This window comes from Heliomarina baculiformis (assembly GCF_019966545.1).
In the GTDB taxonomy this organism is placed as follows: domain Bacteria; phylum Pseudomonadota; class Alphaproteobacteria; order Rhodobacterales; family Rhodobacteraceae; genus Heliomarina; species Heliomarina baculiformis.
The window spans coordinates 268938-288577 of sequence record NZ_JAIMIC010000005.1; the positions used below are offsets into that span (position 1 = coordinate 268938).

17 protein-coding genes are annotated in these 19640 nt (G+C 56.3%); 9 read left to right on the top strand and 8 right to left on the bottom strand.

Features of this window, described 5'->3' with window-relative positions; all coding sequences use genetic code 11:
- Nucleotides 1-124 precede the first annotated feature (124 nt).
- The 7 genes from MF268_RS13385 (at nt 125) to MF268_RS13415 (ending at nt 8696) form a co-directional block, all read left to right on the top strand.
- Nucleotides 125-1129, top strand: coding sequence for a GlxA family transcriptional regulator (locus tag MF268_RS13385; RefSeq protein ID WP_238371365.1), 1005 nt, complete (start codon nt 125-127; stop codon nt 1127-1129).
- A gap of 158 nt (nt 1130-1287) precedes the next feature.
- Nucleotides 1288-2466, top strand: coding sequence for an ABC transporter substrate-binding protein (locus MF268_RS13390; RefSeq protein WP_238371366.1), 1179 nt, complete (start codon nt 1288-1290; stop codon nt 2464-2466).
- Between the two features lie 118 nt (nt 2467-2584).
- Nucleotides 2585-3367, top strand: a complete 783-nt coding sequence (locus MF268_RS13395; protein WP_238371367.1) for an ABC transporter ATP-binding protein — start codon at nt 2585-2587, stop codon at nt 3365-3367.
- Nucleotides 3368-3499: 132 nt separating this feature from the next.
- A complete protein-coding gene (locus MF268_RS13400; RefSeq protein WP_238371550.1) occupies nt 3500-4327 on the top strand; it encodes an ABC transporter ATP-binding protein in 828 nt (275 codons plus the stop codon).
- Nucleotides 4328-4422: 95 nt separating this feature from the next.
- Nucleotides 4423-5433, top strand: a complete 1011-nt coding sequence (locus tag MF268_RS13405; protein WP_238371368.1) for a branched-chain amino acid ABC transporter permease — start codon at nt 4423-4425, stop codon at nt 5431-5433.
- A complete protein-coding gene (locus tag MF268_RS13410) occupies nt 5430-6734 on the top strand; it encodes a branched-chain amino acid ABC transporter permease (protein ID WP_238371369.1) in 1305 nt (434 codons plus the stop codon). Before MF268_RS13405 ends, MF268_RS13410 begins: the two co-directional genes overlap by 4 nt.
- 90 nt (nt 6735-6824) lie before the next feature.
- Nucleotides 6825-8696, top strand: coding sequence for a transglycosylase domain-containing protein (locus MF268_RS13415; protein ID WP_238371370.1), 1872 nt, complete (start codon nt 6825-6827; stop codon nt 8694-8696).
- On the opposite strand, the gene MF268_RS13420 is transcribed toward MF268_RS13415, so the two are convergent.
- Nucleotides 8693-10231, bottom strand: coding sequence for a helicase HerA-like domain-containing protein (locus MF268_RS13420; RefSeq protein WP_238371371.1), 1539 nt, complete (start codon nt 10229-10231; stop codon nt 8693-8695). The two genes, MF268_RS13415 and MF268_RS13420, sit on opposite strands and share 4 nt — an antisense overlap.
- 445 nt (nt 10232-10676) lie before the next feature.
- On the opposite strand from MF268_RS13420, the gene MF268_RS13425 reads away from it, so the two are divergent.
- Entirely contained in the window at nt 10677-11333 is a 657-nt protein-coding gene (locus tag MF268_RS13425) for an invasion associated locus B family protein (RefSeq protein WP_238371372.1), read from the top strand.
- A 51-nt stretch (nt 11334-11384) separates the two neighbouring features.
- On the opposite strand, the gene MF268_RS13430 is transcribed toward MF268_RS13425, so the two are convergent.
- Genes MF268_RS13430 through MF268_RS13445 form a run of 4 tightly spaced genes read right to left on the bottom strand, consistent with a single transcriptional unit; the run spans nt 11385 to nt 15654 of the window.
- On the bottom strand, nt 11385-12593 hold the full coding sequence (locus MF268_RS13430) for a beta-ketoacyl-[acyl-carrier-protein] synthase family protein (RefSeq protein ID WP_238371373.1): 1209 nt from the start codon (nt 12591-12593) through the stop codon (nt 11385-11387).
- A 19-nt stretch (nt 12594-12612) separates the two neighbouring features.
- Nucleotides 12613-12870, bottom strand: a complete 258-nt coding sequence (locus tag MF268_RS13435; RefSeq protein WP_238371374.1) for an acyl carrier protein — start codon at nt 12868-12870, stop codon at nt 12613-12615.
- Between the two features lie 35 nt (nt 12871-12905).
- Entirely contained in the window at nt 12906-13994 is a 1089-nt protein-coding gene (lpxD, locus tag MF268_RS13440) for a UDP-3-O-(3-hydroxymyristoyl)glucosamine N-acyltransferase (RefSeq protein WP_238371551.1), read from the bottom strand.
- Between the two features lie 37 nt (nt 13995-14031).
- The gene (locus tag MF268_RS13445; protein WP_420485436.1) at nt 14032-15654 is read right to left on the bottom strand and encodes a L,D-transpeptidase family protein; all 1623 of its coding nucleotides are present in this window, start codon (nt 15652-15654) and stop codon (nt 14032-14034) included.
- Nucleotides 15655-15984: 330 nt separating this feature from the next.
- Here MF268_RS13445 and mepK point away from each other — a divergent pair, with 330 nt between their 5' ends.
- A complete protein-coding gene (mepK, locus tag MF268_RS13450) occupies nt 15985-16554 on the top strand; it encodes a peptidoglycan L,D-endopeptidase MepK (protein ID WP_238371376.1) in 570 nt (189 codons plus the stop codon).
- A 78-nt stretch (nt 16555-16632) separates the two neighbouring features.
- Here mepK and aroQ read toward each other — a convergent pair whose 3' ends face one another.
- The 3 genes from aroQ to hfq form a co-directional block, all read right to left on the bottom strand.
- Nucleotides 16633-17070, bottom strand: a complete 438-nt coding sequence (gene aroQ / locus MF268_RS13455) for a type II 3-dehydroquinate dehydratase (RefSeq protein ID WP_238371377.1) — start codon at nt 17068-17070, stop codon at nt 16633-16635.
- Nucleotides 17071-18019: 949 nt separating this feature from the next.
- Nucleotides 18020-19291, bottom strand: coding sequence for a GTPase HflX (gene hflX, locus MF268_RS13460; RefSeq protein WP_238371378.1), 1272 nt, complete (start codon nt 19289-19291; stop codon nt 18020-18022).
- On the bottom strand, nt 19291-19530 hold the full coding sequence (gene hfq / locus MF268_RS13465; protein WP_008204623.1) for an RNA chaperone Hfq: 240 nt from the start codon (nt 19528-19530) through the stop codon (nt 19291-19293). The genes hflX and hfq overlap by 1 nt, the downstream gene beginning before the upstream one ends.
- Nucleotides 19531-19640: the final 110 nt, after the last annotated feature.

The window sequence follows — 19640 nt, forward strand, 5'->3', positions numbered from 1 at the left end:
CAAAACCACACCTCCGGTGGCCATATATGAATTTCGTCCTCTTGACGTTGGCTTTATGCTCTGCCCATTGTGATGTTTCGTCGCTGTTGGGCAAGCGGACGCTAGCGAACAAAGGACCCGCGCCATGCAAGAACAACGTCAAGTTGTCGAGGTGCTCTCAGAGAACACCGAACCCCGCCAGTTTGTATTCGTGCTGCTGGAGAAATTTTCCATGCTGAGCTTTGCCTCAGCGATTGAAAGTTTGCGTATTGCCAACAGGATGGCCGACAAGCCGCTTTATACCTGGACGCTTTTAAGCGAGACCGGCGGACCGGTCAAAAGTTCGTCGAATACAGAGTTCAACGTCGATGGCGATCTTGGCGATCTAACACGCGATGCGGTGATCCTGCTGTGCGGTGGTATGGATATTCAAGCCGCCACAACCAAACGTCTGCTTGGGTGGATTCGGCGCGAGTCGCGCCGTGGCAGCATGGTCGGCGGGCTGTGCACAGCCGCCTTTTCGCTTGCTAAGGCGGGTTTGCTGGATTCGAAACGGGCCACGATTCACTGGGAGAACGCCGACAGCTTTGCCGAGGAGTTCGACGAGGTGAACCTGACCAAGTCGGTATTTGTCATCGATGGCAACCGGATGACCACGGCAGGCGGCACATCTTCGATCGACTTAATGCTAAAACTTATTGCGGACGAACACGGCGAGGATCTCGCCAATGCCGTTGCCGATCAGTTGATTTATTCCTCGATACGGACCGATCAGGATACCCAGCGTCTTTCGGTGCCGACGCGGATCGGTGTGCGCCATCCGAAACTGAGCCAGGTCATCCAGATGATGGAAGCCAATATCGAGGAACCGATCAGCCCATCCCTGCTGGCCAAGGAAGTCGGCATGTCGACACGTCAGCTTGAGCGGCTGTTCCGACGCTATCTGAACCGCTCACCCAAACGCTATTACATGGAGTTACGGCTACAGAAGGCACGCAACTTGTTGATGCAGACGGATATGAGTGTGATCAACGTGGCGCTTGCCTGTGGCTTTGCATCGCCGTCGCATTTCTCCAAATGCTACCGTGCGCATTACGATACAACGCCTTACCGCGAACGTGGCAGCCACGCGGCCCGCTTGTCGATCTGAGAATATCGTGGCGCTAATTGCTGTTTTGATCCGCATTTGCAAGGTCATGCATCCCGGAACAAATCGTTTCGGATGACGCTGCGCCAAGAGACTTTTCTTTTTATTTCGCCTTGCCTAGGGTCTTTCGTGAACATCATGTTCCAACAAGGGAGTTAAATATGAAAAAGCTGCTTTTGGCGAGCGCTGCCTCGATTCTGACGGCGAGCGGCGTATACGCTGAAGACGTGAAGATCGGCATTCTGGTCGGCTTTACCGGTCCGATTGAATCGCTGGCAGAACCGATGGCCAAGGGTGCCGAACTTGCGATGAAGGAAGTTTCCGACAGCGGCGCCTTTATGGACGGTTCGACGGTCACACCGATGCGGGCTGATTCCGGTTGTATCGACAACGGTCTGGCAACGTCCAACGCCGAACGTCTGCTGGCCGACGGTATCAGCGCCCTGATCGGTGCGGACTGCTCCGGTGTGACCGGCGCCGTTCTGCAGAACGTGGCCATTCCGAACGGCATGGTCATGATCTCACCTTCGGCAACGTCTCCGGGCCTGTCGACCGTCGAAGACAACGATCTGTTCTTCCGCACGGCCCCCTCGGATGCGCGTGAAGGTCAGGTCATGGCCGAAATCCTCATGGATCGCGGCATCGAGTCCATCGCGCTTACCTATACCAACAACGACTATGGCAAGGGTCTGGCCGACGCGATCGAGAGCGAGTTCAAAAAGGCTGGCGGCGAAGTAACAATCGTCACCGCGCATGAAGACGGCAAGGCTGACTACTCGGCTGAAGTCGGCGCGCTTGCCTCGGCTGGGGGAGACATCCTTGTGGTTGCCGGCTACCTCGATCAGGGCGGTCTGGGCATCATCCGCTCGTCGCTCGACTCGGGTGCATTTGATACATTTGGCCTGCCCGGCGGTATGATCGGTGACAGCCTGCCCAAGAACGTTGGTTCTGATCTTGATGGCTCATTCGGCCAGATTGCCGGTTCGGGCGGCGAAGGGATCGAAAAGCTGAAATCCATGGCGGGCGATGATTTCGACGCGACCTCGCCCTATACACCGGAAAGCTACGACGCTGCGGCCCTGTTCATGTTCGCCATGCAGGCGGCAGGTTCGACCGATCCGGCAGAGTATGGTCCGAAGATCATGGAAGTCGCAAACGCGCCCGGCGAGAAAATCTATCCCGGCGATCTCGCCAAGGGTCTTAAGATCATCGCAGAGGGCGGTGACGTTGATTACGTCGGTGCATCGGCTGTCGAACTGATTGGACCGGGCGAGAGCGCGGGCAGCTATCGCGAGATCGAAGTTCAGGGTGGCGAGAACACTACCGTGAAATTCCGCTGATCAAGTGACGTGACACTGGCGCCCGGCCGGCTTCGGCCGGGTTACCCAATTAACAAAAGAACCGCCAGAGAGCGGTTCGCTAACAACGGGACCGCGGCAAAGCGGTTCGGGGGGTCCAATGATCGTCGTAGAAGACGTGCACAAGCATTTTGGGGGCTTTCACGCGGTCGACGGTGCCTCGCTGACCATCGCGGAAGGCTCGATCACTGGGCTGATCGGTCCGAACGGGGCCGGGAAAACCACCCTCTTCAACGTGATTGCAGGCGTGCTGACGCCGACATCGGGCAAGGTGACGATGGGGGGTGAAGACATCACCGGCCTGCCGCCGCACGATTTATTCCACATGGGTCTGTTGCGCACCTTCCAGATTGCGCATGAATTTTCGTCGATGAGCTGTCGCGAGAACCTCATGATGGTGCCCGGAGGACAGTCGGGAGAGTCGCTTTGGAACACCTGGTTCGGGCGCAAGCGCATTGCAAATGAAGAACGCGCGCTGGCGGCTAAAGCGGATGAGGTACTGGAGTTCCTGACAATCGAACACCTCGCCGAGCAGAAAGCCGGCCAGATTTCCGGTGGTCAGAAAAAACTGCTGGAATTGGGACGCACGATGATGGTCGACGCGCGGATCGTCTTTCTCGACGAAGTTGGCGCAGGTGTGAACCGGACGCTGCTCAATACCATTGGCGACGCAATTCTGCGACTGAACAATGAACGCGGATACACCTTTGTCGTCATCGAACATGATATGGATTTTATCGGACGTCTTTGCGATCCGGTGATCTGCATGGCAGAAGGCCGGGTGCTGGCAGAGGGCACCCTGGATGAGATCAAGGCGAATGAGCAGGTCATCGAAGCCTATCTGGGAACCGGACTGAAGAACAAGAACAAGGTTGGCGCGTGATGAAGCGGGAAACCATCTATCGCGTGTGCGCAGATTTTGCCTCGGCAGACGGGGGGCCAGCCCCCCGGGCCATCGCCGAGGCGATGACCTCCCCCCGGAGTATTTTCGGCAAAAGGAAAAGGGGGTATGCCGGTGGCCGGTAATCCTTATCAGGACGATCGTGGAAACAAGGACCGCTCTATCGCCAACCCGCAGGGCGGGGGTGAAATCGTGCATCGTAAGAGCGGTAAGGCCCGCCCGTCTGAAACCGGAGGTGCCTTTCTGATCGGCGATGCGATGACCGGCGGGTATGGCAAGGGCCCCGATATTCTTCACGACTGTACTATCGCCGTGAATCAAGGCGAGATTGCCGTGATTGTCGGGCCTAATGGCGCGGGGAAATCGACGGCGATGAAAGCCGTGTTCGGCATGCTTGATCTGCGCAAGGGATCGGTCCGGCTGGACGGGCAGGATATTAGCGATCTCAGCCCGCAAGATCGTGTGGTTCAGGGCATGGGGTTCGTGCCGCAGACCAACAATATATTCACCTCGATGACGGTCGAGGAGAACCTCGAGATGGGCGCATTCATACGCCGCGACGATTTTCGCGAGACGATGGCGCAGGTGTATGATCTTTTCCCGATCCTCAAGGAGAAACGTCGCCAACCGGCCGGGGAACTATCGGGTGGGCAGCGACAGCAGGTCGCCGTCGGGCGTGCTTTGATGACGAAGCCGAAGGTTTTGATGCTGGATGAACCGACCGCCGGTGTCAGCCCCATCGTGATGGATGAGCTTTTTGACAGGATCATCGAGGTTGCGCGAACCGGTATTCCCATTCTGATGGTCGAACAGAACGCGCGTCAGGCGCTGGAGATCGCGGACAAGGGATTTGTCCTGGTGCAGGGGCGCAATGCCTATAGCGGTACGGGCCGCGATCTGCTGGATGATCCGGAAGTCCGTAAAAGTTTTCTGGGCGGGTGATACGGATATGAAAATCGAGATCGTTCACGCTGTGGCGAAGCCCGTATTGGAATCGCATGAAAAAGATCGGTTGATCAAGGGAAACGGGTGCTGACATGGATTTTCTGAACGCGTTCGTCGCCCTTTCCAACTACGTGTTGATCCCCGGTATCGCCTATGGAAGTCAGCTGGCGCTTGGGGCGCTGGGGGTGACTCTGATCTACGGTATTCTCCGGTTCTCAAATTTTGCCCATGGGGATACGATGGCCTTTGGCGCCATGGTCACCATCCTTGTGACATGGTGGATGCAGGCGCAGGGGATCAGTTTTGGCGTCCTGCCAACAGCGCTTTTGGCGCTGCCTTTCGGGATCCTGGGGACCATGGTGTTGCTGGTGGTGACTGACCGGGTCGTCTATCGGTTCTACAGGCAGCAAAAAGCGAAACCGGTGATCCTTGTCATTGTTTCCCTTGGCGTGATGTTCATCATGAACGGGATCGTGCGTTTCATCATCGGTCCTGACGATCAGAACTTTGCCGATGGAGAACGGTTCATCATTTCGGCCCGGGATTTCAAGGCATGGTCAGGGCTGGACGAAGGGCTGGCCTTGCGCACGTCGCAGGGGATCACCGTCATTACCGCTGTCGTGGTGGTCGTCGCGCTTTTCTGGTTTCTTAACAAGACGCGGACCGGGAAATCGATGCGGGCCTATTCAGACAACGAAGATCTTGCGCTGCTGTCTGGGATCAATCCAGAACGGGTGGTAACCTATACATGGCTGATCATCGCTGCCCTGACGACCGTGGCAGGGGTGCTTTATGGGCTGGACAAGTCATTCAAACCGTTCACCTATTTCCAGCTTCTCTTGCCGATCTTTGCCGCTGCCATCGTCGGCGGCCTCGGCAGCCCGGTGGGGGCGATCGCCGGCGGTTTTGTGATCGCCTTTTCAGAAGTCACGATCACCTATGCTTGGAAAAAGGTACTTGGTTACCTGATGCCCGAAGGGCTGGAACCGGACGGTTTGGTGCAGCTTCTGAGCACCGATTACAAGTTCGCCGTGTCCTTTGTCATCTTGTTGATCGTGCTGCTTTTCAAACCAACCGGCCTGTTCAAGGGGAAATCGGTATGAGCGAACCCGTCAAGAACACCCTGCTTTTCCTGGTGGTCGCCGTGCTGATCGCCATTGCCGGTTTCATGCAAAGCTGGAACACCGCGCTGCTGATCCTCAACATGGGTCTGGTGTCTGCCATCATGGCAATTGGTGTCAATCTGCAATGGGGCTTTGCCGGCCTTTTCAATGTCGGCGTGATGGGTTTCGTTGCGCTTGGCGGGCTGGCGGCTGTTCTCGTTTCCATGCCCCCTGACCCGGATGCCTGGCAGGCCGGCGGGGTGCGTGTGCTCCTCGGGCTCGCACTTGGGGCTGCCACGATCATTGGCGCGGTCCTTGTCTATTCCCGCGTCAAGAAGGGTCCGCTGCGGGCGGTGGGCATAATTGCGATCCTTGTCGGGGGATTTTTCATTTTTCGTGGCGTTCTGGACCCGGGCGTCGATGCCGTTGAGAGCGTGAACCCTGCCCTGTCCGGCTACCTCGGCGGGTTAGGGCTTCCTGTTATCCTCTCTTGGCCCATTGGCGGTTTACTGGCCGGAGGTGTCGCCTGGCTTATTGGCAAGACGGCGCTTGGCCTGCGGTCAGATTACCTTGCAATTGCGACGCTGGGCATCGCCGAGATCATCATCGCCGTGCTGAAGAACGAGGATTGGCTGAGCCGGGGTGTGAAGAACGTGGTCGGCATTCCACGGCCCGTGCCTTACGAGATCGATCTGCAAAACGATCCTGACTTTGTATCCAGCGCGGCCAATTGGGGGCTGGACCCGGTCGAAGCATCGACGCTTTACGTCAAACTGGCCTACGCCGGGCTGTTTCTTGTCGTCCTGCTGGTTATCCTGTGGATGGCGCAGATGGCTCTGAAGAGCCCTTGGGGCCGTATGATGCGGGCTATCCGCGACAACGAAGTCGCGGCCGAAGCAATGGGCAAGGACGTGACCCGTAGGCATCTGCAAATCTTTGTGCTTGGCAGTGCCGTCTGCGGGCTTGCCGGTGCCATGCTGACAACGCTGGACGGGCAGCTAACGCCCGGCACATACCAACCGCTCCGCTTTACCTTTCTGGTCTGGGTCATGGTGATCGTCGGTGGATCGGGCAACAACTTTGGCGCCGTACTCGGCGGTTTCCTGATCTGGTTTCTGTGGGTAGAAGTCGAACCGATCGGTGTCTACCTGATGCAGACCATCACTTCGGGAATGGCGGAAGGCTCTGCGCTCAAGTCTCACCTGATGGGGAGCGCAGCGCATATGCGGCTGTTTACGATGGGACTGGTTCTGTTGCTGGTCCTACGATTTAGCCCAAGAGGACTGATCCCCGAAAAATAGGGGATCAGTGCCGGGCGCGGCACCCGTTTGACATTTACGCGGGAAACACGTCAATCAGGAGGATGTCGCCCGTCCAGTCAGAGTTGTTTATTGTCTTCTGAGCCTGAAAGTCCGATCCAGTCGATTACCCCGGAAGAACGGCGCTCAGGTTTCTGGCGAAGCCTGAAGCGGCTTTTCCGGGTTGGTATCGCGACGGTCGTATTTGCTTTGATCCTCGGGTGGTTGTTCGTGCTCTTCCCCGTGGAAAAACGCGTATTCAAAGCCGCTCTGACGCAGCCGCTGGTGAATTTCCGCAAGACCGATGATCAATTGCAGTTCATTTCTTGCATTTGCGGATCGACCTTGCGTCCTGACGAAGTACCCGACAGCGTCGCCAACGCCCTGATCGCAACCGAAGACCGCAGGTTCTATCAACATTTCGGCATCGATTTCCTAAGCTTCGGTAAAGCCGTGCTTAGTGGCGGCAATCGGGGTGGTTCGACGCTTGAGATGCAGTTGGCGAAGAACACGCTGAACGGGGCATCCCCCAGTGCGCTGCGTAAGTACGCCGAATTGTTCTTCGCAACCCGGATCAGTCTTTCTTACAAGAAAAAGGATATATTGCGCCTTTACCTGAGTCGGGTGAACTTCGGACGGTTGAACGGAGTGCCGATATTTGGGTTGCGAGACGCGGCCTATGCCTATTTCAACATAGCGCCCGAACGGCTGAACGTCGCCCAGGCGGCTATACTTGTCGGCATGATCAATGCACCGAGCTTGTATAACCCTATCAACAATCCGAAGTCCTCGACCCAACGCGCCGAACTCGTCCTGCGGCGCATGGAGACCGAAGGCTTTGTCGATAATGCCGAGGCGGTGAAACTTGCCGCCGCCCTGCCCCGATCTATCGGGCGTTTGCCCCGTCGCGACCGGTATCTGGAAGATCAGGTCATGCGAGAGTTGCGCGACCTTGCAGAGTCTCTGCCCGACGGGCTCCATTTCGCGATCACGACAATCGATCCAATTGCGCAGGAGCAGGCGCGGCGTGTGGTTGCCCGGGATATACAAGGTTATCGCAATCAGGGAGTCGCCCGTGCCGGGCTGATTTCCGTCGACAGCAAAGGTCGCGTTCTGGCGATGCTCGGCGGGCTTGATTACCGCGCCTCGAACTGGAACCTCGCTTTGCAGGCAGAGCGTCAGGCCGCGTCGACAGCCAAGATCGCGACTTACGTGGCCGCGATAGAATCTGGCTGGGGGCCCGATGCGACGCTGAAAGACAACCCGGATGACATCGAGGCTAATTTCGTTCCCCGAAACGTGGACCGGCGCTATGTCGGGGACATCCCATTGCGTGATTGCATTAGCCAGAGCCGGAATGTCTGCACCATGTGGCTTGCCGAACAAGTCGGGTTCGACGCCGTGGCAGAGGTGGCAGAGCGGATCGGGATTACACAAACGCGGATGCCGGGATCGGCAATTGTTCTGGGCGCTGCCGAAACGACCCTTGCCCGAAACGCAGGTGCTTATCTTGCAGTGTCCAATGGCGGAGAGCACTACGAACCACATGTGCTACGCGCGGTGTTGGGGCAGTATGGCAAGGTGCTTTACCGCGATTCAACGGCCCCCGAACGCGTGATGACACTGGTCACCGCAGAACGGATGAAACAGCTTTTGGCCGGTGTTACGGCGGACGGCGCGACGGGTGATACCGCACAGTTCGAAGGCGGACGGGCTTATGGCAAGACAGGCACGAGCCAGGAAAATCGCGACGCGTGGTTTGTCGGCTTCACCGACCAAGGAATCGTCACCGCGGTCTGGGTTGGACCGCCGGAGGGGAAACTGATGCGCAACGTCGCCGGTGGCCAACTACCGGCCGAGATATTTTCAGATTACAACGTCAACCTTGTCGAGCGGTTTCAGGGTTATGTCGGGCAGCTTCCATACGATCCGGCCAGTTTCTGGCGTGACGTTAATGTCCCTTAACGGCCCCTGAACAAGCCACCCAGTATCCCACGTACGATCCGTCGACCGGTTGACCCTTTGAGTTCCTTGATGACGGCCTCGGTCATCGCGGATCCGAAGGTATCCCCACCGCTGCGGCGCGACGTGGATCGCGTCACTCGCGTGCCGCTATACCGGCGACCGGCGTTGTATTCGCGGACGGCGGGCTCGGCCTGTTCTGCCTTCTGCTCGGCTTCCTCGGCGGCTTGTGCCGCTTTTTCCGAGCGAGCAGCCAGCATTTCAAAAGCTGACCGACGGTCGAGCGTTGTGTCGTATTTGCCCGCCATGTCCGAAGCGGCAAGTATTTCGCGGCGTTCCCTGTCGCTGATCGGACCGAGTTGAGACCCCGGTGGCCGGATCAAAGTGCGTTCGACTATTCCGGGAACGCCCTTGTCCATGAGCATGGATGTTACGGCTTCGCCGACACCAACTTCGCGAATAGCTTGCTCGGTGGAGAAGCGTGGATTTGACCGATAGGTTTCCGCTGCGAGGCGAAGGTTCTTTTGGTCGCGCGCCGTGAAAGCCCGGAGGGCGTGCTGAATGCGGTTTCCAAGTTGGCCAAGAATATCCTCCGGAATATCGGCAGGACTTTGAGTGACGAAATAAACTCCGACGCCTTTGGAGCGGATCAGGCGGGCAACCTGCTCCACCTTGTCGACGAGCGCCTTTGGGGCTCCATCGAACAACAGGTGCGCTTCGTCGAAGAAAAAGACCAGCTTGGGTTTGTCCGGGTCGCCGACTTCGGGCAATTCCTCGAACAATTCGCTTAGTAGCCAAAGGAGAAAGGTGGCATAGAGGCCCGGGGCGGCCATCAGTTTGTCAGCGGCGAGGATATTTACGATCCCCCTGCCCGACGCGTCGCAGCGCATAAGGTCGGACAGTTCAAGAGCCGGTTCGCCGAAGAGTTTCGTGCCGCCCTGGTTTTCGAGCACGAGCAGGCGACGTTGAATGGCGCCAATCGACGAAACGGAGACATTCCCATAACGCAGCGAAAGTTTGTCCCGGTTTTCTCCGATCCAGACCAGAAGCGCCTGAAGGTCCTTAAGATCGAGCAGCGGCAGGCCGTCTTCGTCGGCCACCCGGAACGCGATGTTCAGAATACCCTCCTGCGCCTCGGTCAGATCGAGCAGCCGGGCCAGCAACAAAGGCCCCATTTCAGCGACAGTCGTTCTGACTGGATGTCCCATTTCTCCATAGAGGTCCCAGAACGTGACCGGCACGGCGTTGTAGCCAAATTCCTGAAAGCCAATCGTTTCGGCTCGTTTGATGAAAGCTTTGTGTAGCTTGCTTTCGGCGGATCCTGGCTTGGAGAGACCGGACAGGTCCCCCTTTACATCTGAGAGGAATACGGGAACTCCTTTGGCACTGAAGCCTTCCGCCAGAATTTGCAAAGTGACCGTCTTGCCAGTTCCTGTCGCCCCGGCCACGAGCCCGTGGCGGTTGGCGTATTTGAGCGCCAATCCTTGATGCTCGGCGTAGTCGATCCCGCCGCCGCCCACGAAAATCTGTTCTGCCATTGGTAGTCACCGTCTCTGATGCGCGTCACGTTTCACAGGAACATACAGAGTTAACTCCTTAGGGCGATAGCGGAAATTGTTTGAGTTAGCACACGGAGCGATTGTCAGGAGAAGGCATAAAGCCCCTTTGGGAAGACATAAGCCCGGTTTTTAGCATATGGGGCCATGTGATCGTAACACGGCCCTGCATCACATAGTTTTTTAGCTTGGGCTGTTGACCGGAACAAAGCCTTCTCGTAACGTTCCGACAATAACTAAGTCGGCCAGTCCGACGGGGAGCACAAATAGTAAGGAGATCCTTTCGGGTCTCCTTATTTCTTTTGAGGGTCAGCCTAGAACCTCCCGCCAGTCTAGAGCCGAAATGCGGCATTTGCGCGACCTATGGCCCTGACAGTGGCGCGAAGACATGCTAATGGCAGTCAGGCAGTTTAAACACAGGTTCACCATGTTCAAAAATCTCTCTTCTCTCACCCTTGTTACCATGACGGCGCTCGTCGCGACGCCGCTTTGGGCGCAACAGAGTGAAACGACCACGACACCGACAGAGCAAGCGCAAGAAGAGCCAGCCCAATCCGAAACCGGAACAAGCCCCGCCACGTCTGGCGAAGCTCAGCTTGACCTTGGGCAAACGGTGACCGGCGAACCCGAGCTGGGCCAGCGCTATTCAAAGGAGACTTTCGACGACTTCGAGCTCGCCTGCATCAAAATCGAAGCGGACAAGGACCCCTGTTCGCTCTTGCAGATCCTCGAAGATGACAACGGCAATCCAGTGGCCGAGTTTTCACTTTTTCGGATCAGCAATGGGTCGCAAGCCGTCGCCGGTGCGACAGTCATCGTACCGCTGGAAACCCTGCTCCCGGCGCAGCTGACCATTGCCGTCGATAGCAACCCGGGTAAGCGGTACAACTATTCCTTCTGCAATCCGATCGGGTGCGTTGCGCAAATCGGCCTGACTCAGGCCGATGTCGATGCGTTCCGCCGTGGCAGCACCGCGAAAATTTCGCTGCGCCCGGCGCCTGCACCGGATCAGGTGGTCGAACTGGAAATGTCTCTGAAAGGCTTTACCGCCGGTTATGATGCGGTAGACGTGGTTTCCCAGTAAACGCCCTGGATCGTAGACACGAATGGGCGCGCCGAACGGCGCGCCCATTTTTTATATCCTGCGAATTGCCAATACGGCGTTCAGACCGCCAAACGCGAAAGCATTGCTGAGGGCCACGGAAACGTCTGCGTCTCGCGCTTCGTTCGGAACGACATCCAGCGCACATTCGGGATCGGGCTCTTCGTACCCAATAGTTGGCGCAATGACGCCATCGCGGACAGCCATGATGCAGGCCAGCAGTTCGACGGCACCGGTGCCGCCGATCAGATGGCCATGCATGGATTTGGTCGACGAGATCATCAGACGGTCAGCGTGAGGCCCAAAAACGCCCGCAACCGCAGCACATTCCGTCTTGTCATTCGCAGCGGTACCAGTGCCGTGGGCATTGATATAGCCCACTTCGTCGGAGTTGAGCTTTGCGTTGCGCAGGGCCCCGGCAATCGCACGTTCCGCCCCTTGCTTGGATGGCATGACAATGTCGGAAGCATCGGATGACATCGCGTATCCGATCACTTCGCACAGGATTTCCGCACCACGTTTCTTGGCGTGCTCAAACTCCTCGAAGACGAAGATGCCAGCGCCCTCGCCCTGCACCATGCCGTTGCGCCCGAGGCTGAAAGGCCTGCATGCGTCTTTGGACATGACGCGAAGACCTTCCCAAGCTTTGACGCCACCAAAGCAAAGCATGGATTCCGAACCACCCGTAACCATTGCGGGTGCCATGCCTGACTGCACCATCGTAAAAGCCTGGGCCATGGCATGGTTTGAAGACGCACAGGCGGTCGACACGGTAAAGCTTGGCCCCTTCAGGTTGTACTCCATCGATACATGGCTTGCCGCTGCGTTGTTCATCAGTTTCGGTACGACAAATGGGTGAACCCTGTTCTTGCCGTCTTCGTAAACGCTACGATAATTATCGTCCCAGGTGCTGACGCCGCCACCTGCAGTCCCAAGAACGACCCCGGATCTGGCCGCAAGTTCGCCAGAAAAGACAATGCCAGCCTGATCAATGGCCTCTTTCGCTGCCATCAGCGTAAACTGCGTGAAACGGTCATAAAGGGCCATCTGCTGGCGATTGAATAGCCCTTCGGTCTCAAACCCGATAACCTGCCCGCCGATCTTGATCGACAGGCGATCAACGTCTCTGAAATCCAACGGCCCGATCCCGCAATGACCGTCTTTCATAGCCTGCATGGTTTCGGCTACGGAATGACCAAGCGCATTGATCGTACCCGCGCCAGTTATGACCACGCGTTTCATGGGATCATTTCGCCTTGGGTCACGTCTTTTCGACCATCAATTCTTTGATGCCATTGACGATGGATTTCACGTTGGAAATATCGAAATCGCTTTTTGTCGGTTCATTCGCGTTGAAGGGAACCGAAATATCGAATTCTTCCTCGATCGCGAAAATGCATTCGACCAGACCAAGACTATCGATACCAAGATCTTCGAGTGTACTGTCGGGCGTAACGTCGGAGGGTTCCAGTACGGCTTGTTCCGCAATGATCTCGATGACTCTATCCTGAATACTCATAAGAGAGCTCCTGGCTTGATGTATCCCTAGCTGACTTACTTGCTCGACTCGCTTTTGAAAACCGCCTTTTTAAGTTCCGCAAGGTCGGAAAGAAACCGCGGCAGCCGTCGCTGTGCCTTGTAAAGCTCTGTAAAGCTTTCCATTTTTACGGCTGGGTAACCCATCATCACACGTCCGGCAGGTACGTTGGACAAGAGCTTGGTTCCACCAGCCGCAACGACTCTGTCGCCCACTGTGATATTATCCGCGACGCCGCTCTGGCCCCCAAGAACGACGTTGTCGCCGATGATCACCGAACCGGCGACGCCCGCTTGTGCACAGAGCAGACAGTCGCGGCCTATACGAACATTGTGCCCCACCTGAACAAGGCTATCGAGCTTGGTGCCTGAACCGATCTCTGTGTTTCGGACCGTCCCGTTGTCAACAGTCGAGTTCGACCCGATTTCGACATTGTCACCAATGGTTACGGATCCTAGTGAGTGGATTCGCTGCCAAGCTTGGGGTTGTGCGTCACCTTGATCGCCAAGTGATTTGCGAGCGTTTTCGACGCCAGAGATTTCGGGGGTAACAAATGAAAAACCGTCCCCGCCAATCCGGACGCCCGGTTGCGCGATGAAATCCGAGCCGATCTGGGCCCGCGCTCCGATGCTGACCATTTCCCGAAGAAAAGCGTTCCGCCCCAGCTTGGTGTCAGCCCCGATAAAGCACTGAGGGCCAATAACCGAGCCATCACCGATGACGACCCGCGGACCGATGACCGTGAAAGCACCTACGTTTACGTCGCGGCCCAGTTCAGCAGTTTCATCTACGACGGCGGTCGGATGAATACCCGGCGGAAATCCCTGTCCCGGATCCAGCATCCGCGTGATCCCTGCCATCGCCATTCGCGGTCGACTGACCAAGATGGCGGCGTCTAGACCAAGTCCTTGCCAATCCGCCCCTTCCCACAGCACCGCCGCGCGAGCGCTACCTTTACTCAACTGCTCCGCATATGCGGGAGACATCGCCATAGCGAGGTCATCGGTGGTTGCGAGAGCCGGTTCTGCGGCGCCTTTTACCTTGAGGGAGACGTCGCCTGCGGCATTAACCCCGAGCGACGCTGCGATTTCTTGGACCGTGTACATTTGCGGACCTTTTTGCAGATGCAATCAGGTCCGTTCATTATCCCTGAACAGAAGACAAGGCTACCCCCGCCTCGCTCAGCGCGTCCCATATCCGCGCGTCCCGCCCATAGACATCCCGACGAAACTCCACACGACCTTTGTCGGAGATGACTGCCGTTCTATAGATCAAATGAACCGGAAGAGGCTTTTCCAGATTGATTTTGGTTTCGGTTCCTGAGCGAAGAACGTTTTGAAAATAGCCTCTTGGGTCGTCTTCCTGAAGCGACAGAAGAGCATAGGCGAAATCGAACGGATCGGCTAGGCGGATACAGCCATGAGAGAACGCGCGTGTCTCGCGCTTGAACAGGCTTTTCTGAGGCGTATCATGGAGATAGATGTTGTACCTATTGGGAAACATAAACTTCACGAGCCCCAGTGCGTTGCTGTTGCTCGGCGGCTGCCGCATATCAAACGGGAAGTTGCGTGCTGTGAACTGGGTGAAGTCCATCGCTTCGCGATTGACGCGCTGACCGCGCCGGTCGGTGATAATGAGATGCCTAGCAGCGTTCGGGTTCTTCTGCAGTTGAGGCAGGTATTCCTTGGTCATTATCGACCGCGGGACGTGCCAGCTTGGGTTGACGATCATGTGCTCCATCACATCCGAAAACTCCGGGCTGCGACGATCGCTCGAATTCTGCCCGATTACGGATTTTGTTTTGAACACAACTTCGCCTTGGTCGACGATTTTTGCTGAGAAGTCGGTGAGGTTGACCAGTACATGACGCTCGCCACGTTCCATGTTGGTCCATCGTTCACGCTCCAGAGCGACAAGGACCGACTGAAGACGTGCTTCGGCAGAGGTATTGATTTCATCAAGGGTTCCGGCACCGGCCACCCCGTCTTCTGCAAGTCCATGCGCTGACTGAAAGACGATGACAGCTTGCTGAAGCTTGGCATCGTAGGACATTGAAGCGGTGCGCTCCATATACCCCATGGCAATCAGCCGATTGCGGAGGGCCACGACCTGAGGACCACGATCGCCGGGTTCGAGTTTGCCGGCGGAAACCTTAGCACCCCAGGACCCTTCCGCGATCACACTTTCAAGCTGGATCTTCGCTTTCATAAGGTTGCGGTATTCTGCAGTCGAGGGGGGCAGCGAATTCAAAAAGGCGCGGGGCTGCGTATTGGAGAAGGTCGCGAGCAGAGTTTTGGGATCCCGGTACTGAACTTGGCGCACGATGCCGCTGTCGATCCGCGACGGAACAAGAATGCCTGTCTGAACATCGCGCGCATACTTAAGGAACATGTTGGTCAACGCCACTTCGACGAGACCGATGTCGCGGGTGGTTCGGGCATCTTTCATCTGCTGCACAAGCCCCGCAACGTCGTAGCGACTGGCTGGCAGACCATGGTTTTCTACGCTGGTCAGCGCTTGGAAAAGAGCCGATCGACGCTCAACAAAGACATCACCCTCGCCAGTCCAAAGCGGCGCATAATTCGCTTCACGGTAGAAACTTGCGATCGTGGACTGATCATAAGCTGCTTCTGCTACCGCCTGCTTGAACGCTGTAACTTGAGCATTAACGGGCGATACCAGCAAACCAAGCGACAGTGCGACCGCACCGGCAAGAACCGCGAAGCCGCCACATGATTTAGCAGGGCAAGTAGTGATCATTCTCATAGTCCTCAATATCTTGTAGGTCTCAATTAGCATCGTTTCCCGCACATGACAGGACAAAAGCATCCGGTAATTGTCTATTCACATTCTCAACAGGTCATTAAAATCTCGGTCCGGCGGTGCAGCAGTGCATCATTTATCCAACAGGTTCCAAACAAAAGGCGGCATGGGCAAGAATTCGCCGAAAACCATCTCTGTATAAACTTCGCGTTATTCCGGAGTTGGCGGATAAGAACACCTGTGCAATAAATCACTCATCATCTGGGGTGGATGACTTAAACAGGCACGTAACATCGTGCACAGGCAGACTAACGTACGGGACATAGCAGTAAAATGACTGAGGAAAACCAATCGGGGTTGACCCGACGTGCCTTGCTCGGCGCGTTCGCGGCAACCACTCTAGTAGCAGCACCAACCTACTCCAAAGCGGCGGGATTCCTTCGTGGCGGCGGCGATATTCGCCGGGTTCGGATGTATTCGGGCCGCACCGGTGAACGTATGGATATGGTGTACTGGATCGACGGCGACTACATCAAAGATGCATGCCGCGAAATCAACCACTTCATGCGTGACTGGCGCAACGATCAGACCGTCGGAATGGACCTGCGGACCGTGGACATCATCGCAGCAGCGCATAATCTTCTCGATGTGAACGAACCCTACATGTTGCTGTCGGGCTACCGCAGTCCCCAGACGAACGCCATGTTGCGGTCGCGGTCGCGCGGCGTTGCGAAAAATTCTCTCCACATGAAAGGTCAGGCCGCTGATCTGCGTCTTGCGTCGCGTTCGGTGAACCAAATGGCAAAAGCCGCTCTGGCCTGTCGGGCTGGCGGGGTTGGCCGTTATTCGCGGTCCAACTTTGTCCACATGGACTGTGGTACCGTTCGCAGCTGGGGCGCCTAAGACGGCGACTTGCTGAATTGTTCGGCAAGGGTTGTCTTGCCAGGCAAGTCCGTTTGCGCCGGGATGAGTGCGGCCGAGTTACGATCTTGTTAAACTAATGATCCTGCGCAGGGCTGCCTCGTAGCCCTCGGTCCCCAATCCGGCAATCACACCATCGGCGCGAAGCGACACGTAGGAATGATGCCGGAAACTTTCACGCTTATGAACATTAGAAATGTGGACCTCGATCACCGGGCCTTCGAACGCGTTTAACGCGTCGAGAATTGCCACGGAGGTATGGGTAAACGCAGCCGGGTTGATAACGATACCGCAGGCCTTGTCCCTGGCCTCATGTATCCAATCGATAAGCTGGCCTTCGTGGTTCGACTGCCCGATGAAAATCTCGTAATTATCCGCTAAAAGACTTTTGCAATTCTGTTCGACGTCAGCAAGCGTTTCAGTCCCATAGATTTCGGGCTGACGTTTACCCAACAGGTTGAGGTTCGGGCCGTTCAGGACATAGATCAGCTTGGACATGAAAGGTTACTTCCCAACGAATGAAACTTCCGGCGAAAACTGGCAGGAGAGAGAACAAGGTGCAAGCGCCTATACTTGCCACTGCGGCGTAACCGAGAGCGTATGTGCTCAGAAACCCGTGGTCGGTAAGCTATCCTGAGGCGTCAGCTCAAGATACGCTGACGGCTGGACCGCCCTAGGCAAATAGATTGTCGAAGAGCATTCCGTCTTTGTGGAACACTCTGCCTTTGGCTTTGATGCGCAACCCTTCCCGAGTGAGGAGAAGAATGGCCGTAAGCCGGGTTCCCTATTACAAAGGCTTAAGCCATTTGGTAGAGAAGTCCCGACTGCCCACGTTCTGACCTGATGTTGGAATAGCAACTATAGTCTCCTCTAGGTTTTCGATTGGCAGGTCCAAGAGGCAAGCCAGATCACCCAGCGTTTTGGCGACAGAGGAACCTCCCTGAGCATCGAGCATGCGAAAATCCGCGTTACTCCCGGCGTTGGATGCGAACCGTATGTCGAATATTGCAAAGGCTTCGCCGCCTTTCTGAGCAAGGACTAAGGCTGCCGCTTCAGTTCAGAAGCGCCGTTCCTGTCGATCCACCTGAACGGTGTCGAGCTGGATAACGTCTCACGGTACAAGGATGACATTGAGCAGTGAGACATTTCTATGGCCACGATACGCGTTTAGAGAACGGACATCTGCGTTGAGCTTAGTTACCATGACAAAGCGTCGCCTAAGCTCCGATCATGGCCCGGGGCGAAGCTATTGCTGACCATGCGTAAATGTTTGGACACCAAATTGCGTCCGCTAAGTCAGGCGCGATGAGCAGATAAGATCAGCAGCGACGCAGAGTTTTGTGCTCCAAAGATGCACCGCTTTTTAAAGCTTTTTCTCTCGGTTTCTCATGGCTGGGCTTTGAGGCATTGCTCCGCCAGTAAGGCAGATCGTTTTAACCAACGCCGATCAAAGAGCGTCGTATCTGGCCTTTTGCACATCCGACCACAGAACCCGAATTTCGAACCCGTTCTCGGTCTGTGATTCTTCTTGAACCACGTCTTGCTCAAACAGCCACGCCCGGCGACGTCCATCCTCAAAGTTGAGATGCAACACAGTTTCGGTTCTGGCGTTCTGTAACTGATCGGCGATCTGATCCAGAAGGTCGGAGATGCCTTCCCCGGTCAGCGCCGAAACAGCAAAGATTTTTTCATCACGTGCGGCGCGCGCTCTCAAAGCGTCTCTTTCATCGCCGTCAAACTGATCGATCTTGTTCCACACCTCGAGCAAAGGCCGCTCAGAACTGACGCCAAGAGTGGACAAGATGGACAGAACGTCCCTTGCCTGCTCTTCGCTGCCCGGATGCGCAATATCGCGTACATGTACGATGAGATCAGCGCCGAGGACTTCTTCGAGCGTCGCCCGGAAGGCCGCGACCAGTTCCGTCGGCAGATCGGAGATAAACCCAACCGTGTCCGACAAAATGACTTCAAGGCCATTCGATAGCACGACCCTACGCATCGTCGGATCAAGCGTTGCGAAAAGCATGTCCTTGGCCATGACACTGGCGCCGGTCAAGTGATTGAAAAGCGTCGACTTTCCGGCGTTTGTGTAACCGACCAGCGCAACAATCGGGTATGGCACCTTTGCACGCGCTGCCCGGTGTAGACTGCGTGTCTTTACGACTTTGTCCAGTTGTCTCTTCAGGCGCACCATCTGAGTATCGATGGCACGACGGTCAGCTTCGATCTGAGTTTCCCCCGGTCCGCCGACAAACCCCAGCCCACCACGCTGACGTTCGAGGTGCGTCCACGCTCGCACCAGCCGCGTTCGTTGATAGCTGAGCGCCGCCATTTCAACTTGCAGAACGCCTTCACGTGTTCTTGCTCGATCGGAAAAAATCTCAAGGATCAATCCTGTGCGATCAAGAATTTTCACCTTCCACTTTCGCTCAAGATTGCGCTGTTGGACTGGCGTGACGGGTCCGTCGATTAGAACCAGTTCAATCTCGTTTTCACTGAACCGCAGGCGCAGCTCTTCAATCTTTCCGGAACCGAACAGCAGACCAGCGTGCGCCTTTGGCAAAGGCACAACTTCGCTGCCGATAACTTCGAGATCGGGAAGTGCAACGGCCAAACCTACGGCTTCGTCGAGAGCAGGTTGAGCCTCTCTGCGATCGGGATCGGACTTTATATCCGGGTGCAATACCCACGCACGGGTACTGACACGATCATGCTCCATCAAGAGGCGTCTTCGCCCTCGTAAAGACTGATCGGCTGGGCCGGCATGATGGTTGAAATCGCATGTTTATAGACGAGTTGCGACTGTCCATCCCGGCGCAGCAGGACACAGAAGTTGTCAAACCAAGTGATAACCCCCTGAAGTTTTACGCCATTGATCAGAAAAATCGTCACTGGCACCTTGGTTTTGCGAACGTGGTTCAGAAATGCATCCTGAAGGTTCTGTCTGTCCGAAGCCATTAAGTTAATCTCGCCCTTGTTCTTATCGCGCGCTGCGTATCGGCCCGCCCGTCGTTCGCTCAATTATGAAGGGTGCCGAAGGGAGTTTCCACCCAAAAAGTCAGTTGCTT

Coding starts and splice junctions, on each gene's coding strand:
- MF268_RS13385 (WP_238371365.1), top strand. CDS start 125: ATGCAAGAACAACGTCAAGTTGTCGAGGTGCTCTCAGAGAACACCGAA.
- MF268_RS13390 (WP_238371366.1), top strand. CDS start 1,288: ATGAAAAAGCTGCTTTTGGCGAGCGCTGCCTCGATTCTGACGGCGAGC.
- MF268_RS13395 (WP_238371367.1), top strand. CDS start 2,585: ATGATCGTCGTAGAAGACGTGCACAAGCATTTTGGGGGCTTTCACGCG.
- MF268_RS13405 (WP_238371368.1), top strand. CDS start 4,423: ATGGATTTTCTGAACGCGTTCGTCGCCCTTTCCAACTACGTGTTGATC.
- MF268_RS13410 (WP_238371369.1), top strand. CDS start 5,430: ATGAGCGAACCCGTCAAGAACACCCTGCTTTTCCTGGTGGTCGCCGTG.
- MF268_RS13420 (WP_238371371.1), bottom strand. CDS start 10,231: ATGGCAGAACAGATTTTCGTGGGCGGCGGCGGGATCGACTACGCCGAG.
- MF268_RS13425 (WP_238371372.1), top strand. CDS start 10,677: ATGTTCAAAAATCTCTCTTCTCTCACCCTTGTTACCATGACGGCGCTC.
- MF268_RS13430 (WP_238371373.1), bottom strand. CDS start 12,593: ATGAAACGCGTGGTCATAACTGGCGCGGGTACGATCAATGCGCTTGGT.
- MF268_RS13435 (WP_238371374.1), bottom strand. CDS start 12,870: ATGAGTATTCAGGATAGAGTCATCGAGATCATTGCGGAACAAGCCGTA.
- lpxD (WP_238371551.1), bottom strand. CDS start 13,994: ATGTACACGGTCCAAGAAATCGCAGCGTCGCTCGGGGTTAATGCCGCA.
- MF268_RS13445 (WP_420485436.1), bottom strand. CDS start 15,654: ATGAGAATGATCACTACTTGCCCTGCTAAATCATGTGGCGGCTTCGCG.
- mepK (WP_238371376.1), top strand. CDS start 15,985: ATGACTGAGGAAAACCAATCGGGGTTGACCCGACGTGCCTTGCTCGGC.
- aroQ (WP_238371377.1), bottom strand. CDS start 17,070: ATGTCCAAGCTGATCTATGTCCTGAACGGCCCGAACCTCAACCTGTTG.
- hflX (WP_238371378.1), bottom strand. CDS start 19,291: ATGGAGCATGATCGTGTCAGTACCCGTGCGTGGGTATTGCACCCGGAT.
- hfq (WP_008204623.1), bottom strand. CDS start 19,530: ATGGCTTCGGACAGACAGAACCTTCAGGATGCATTTCTGAACCACGTT.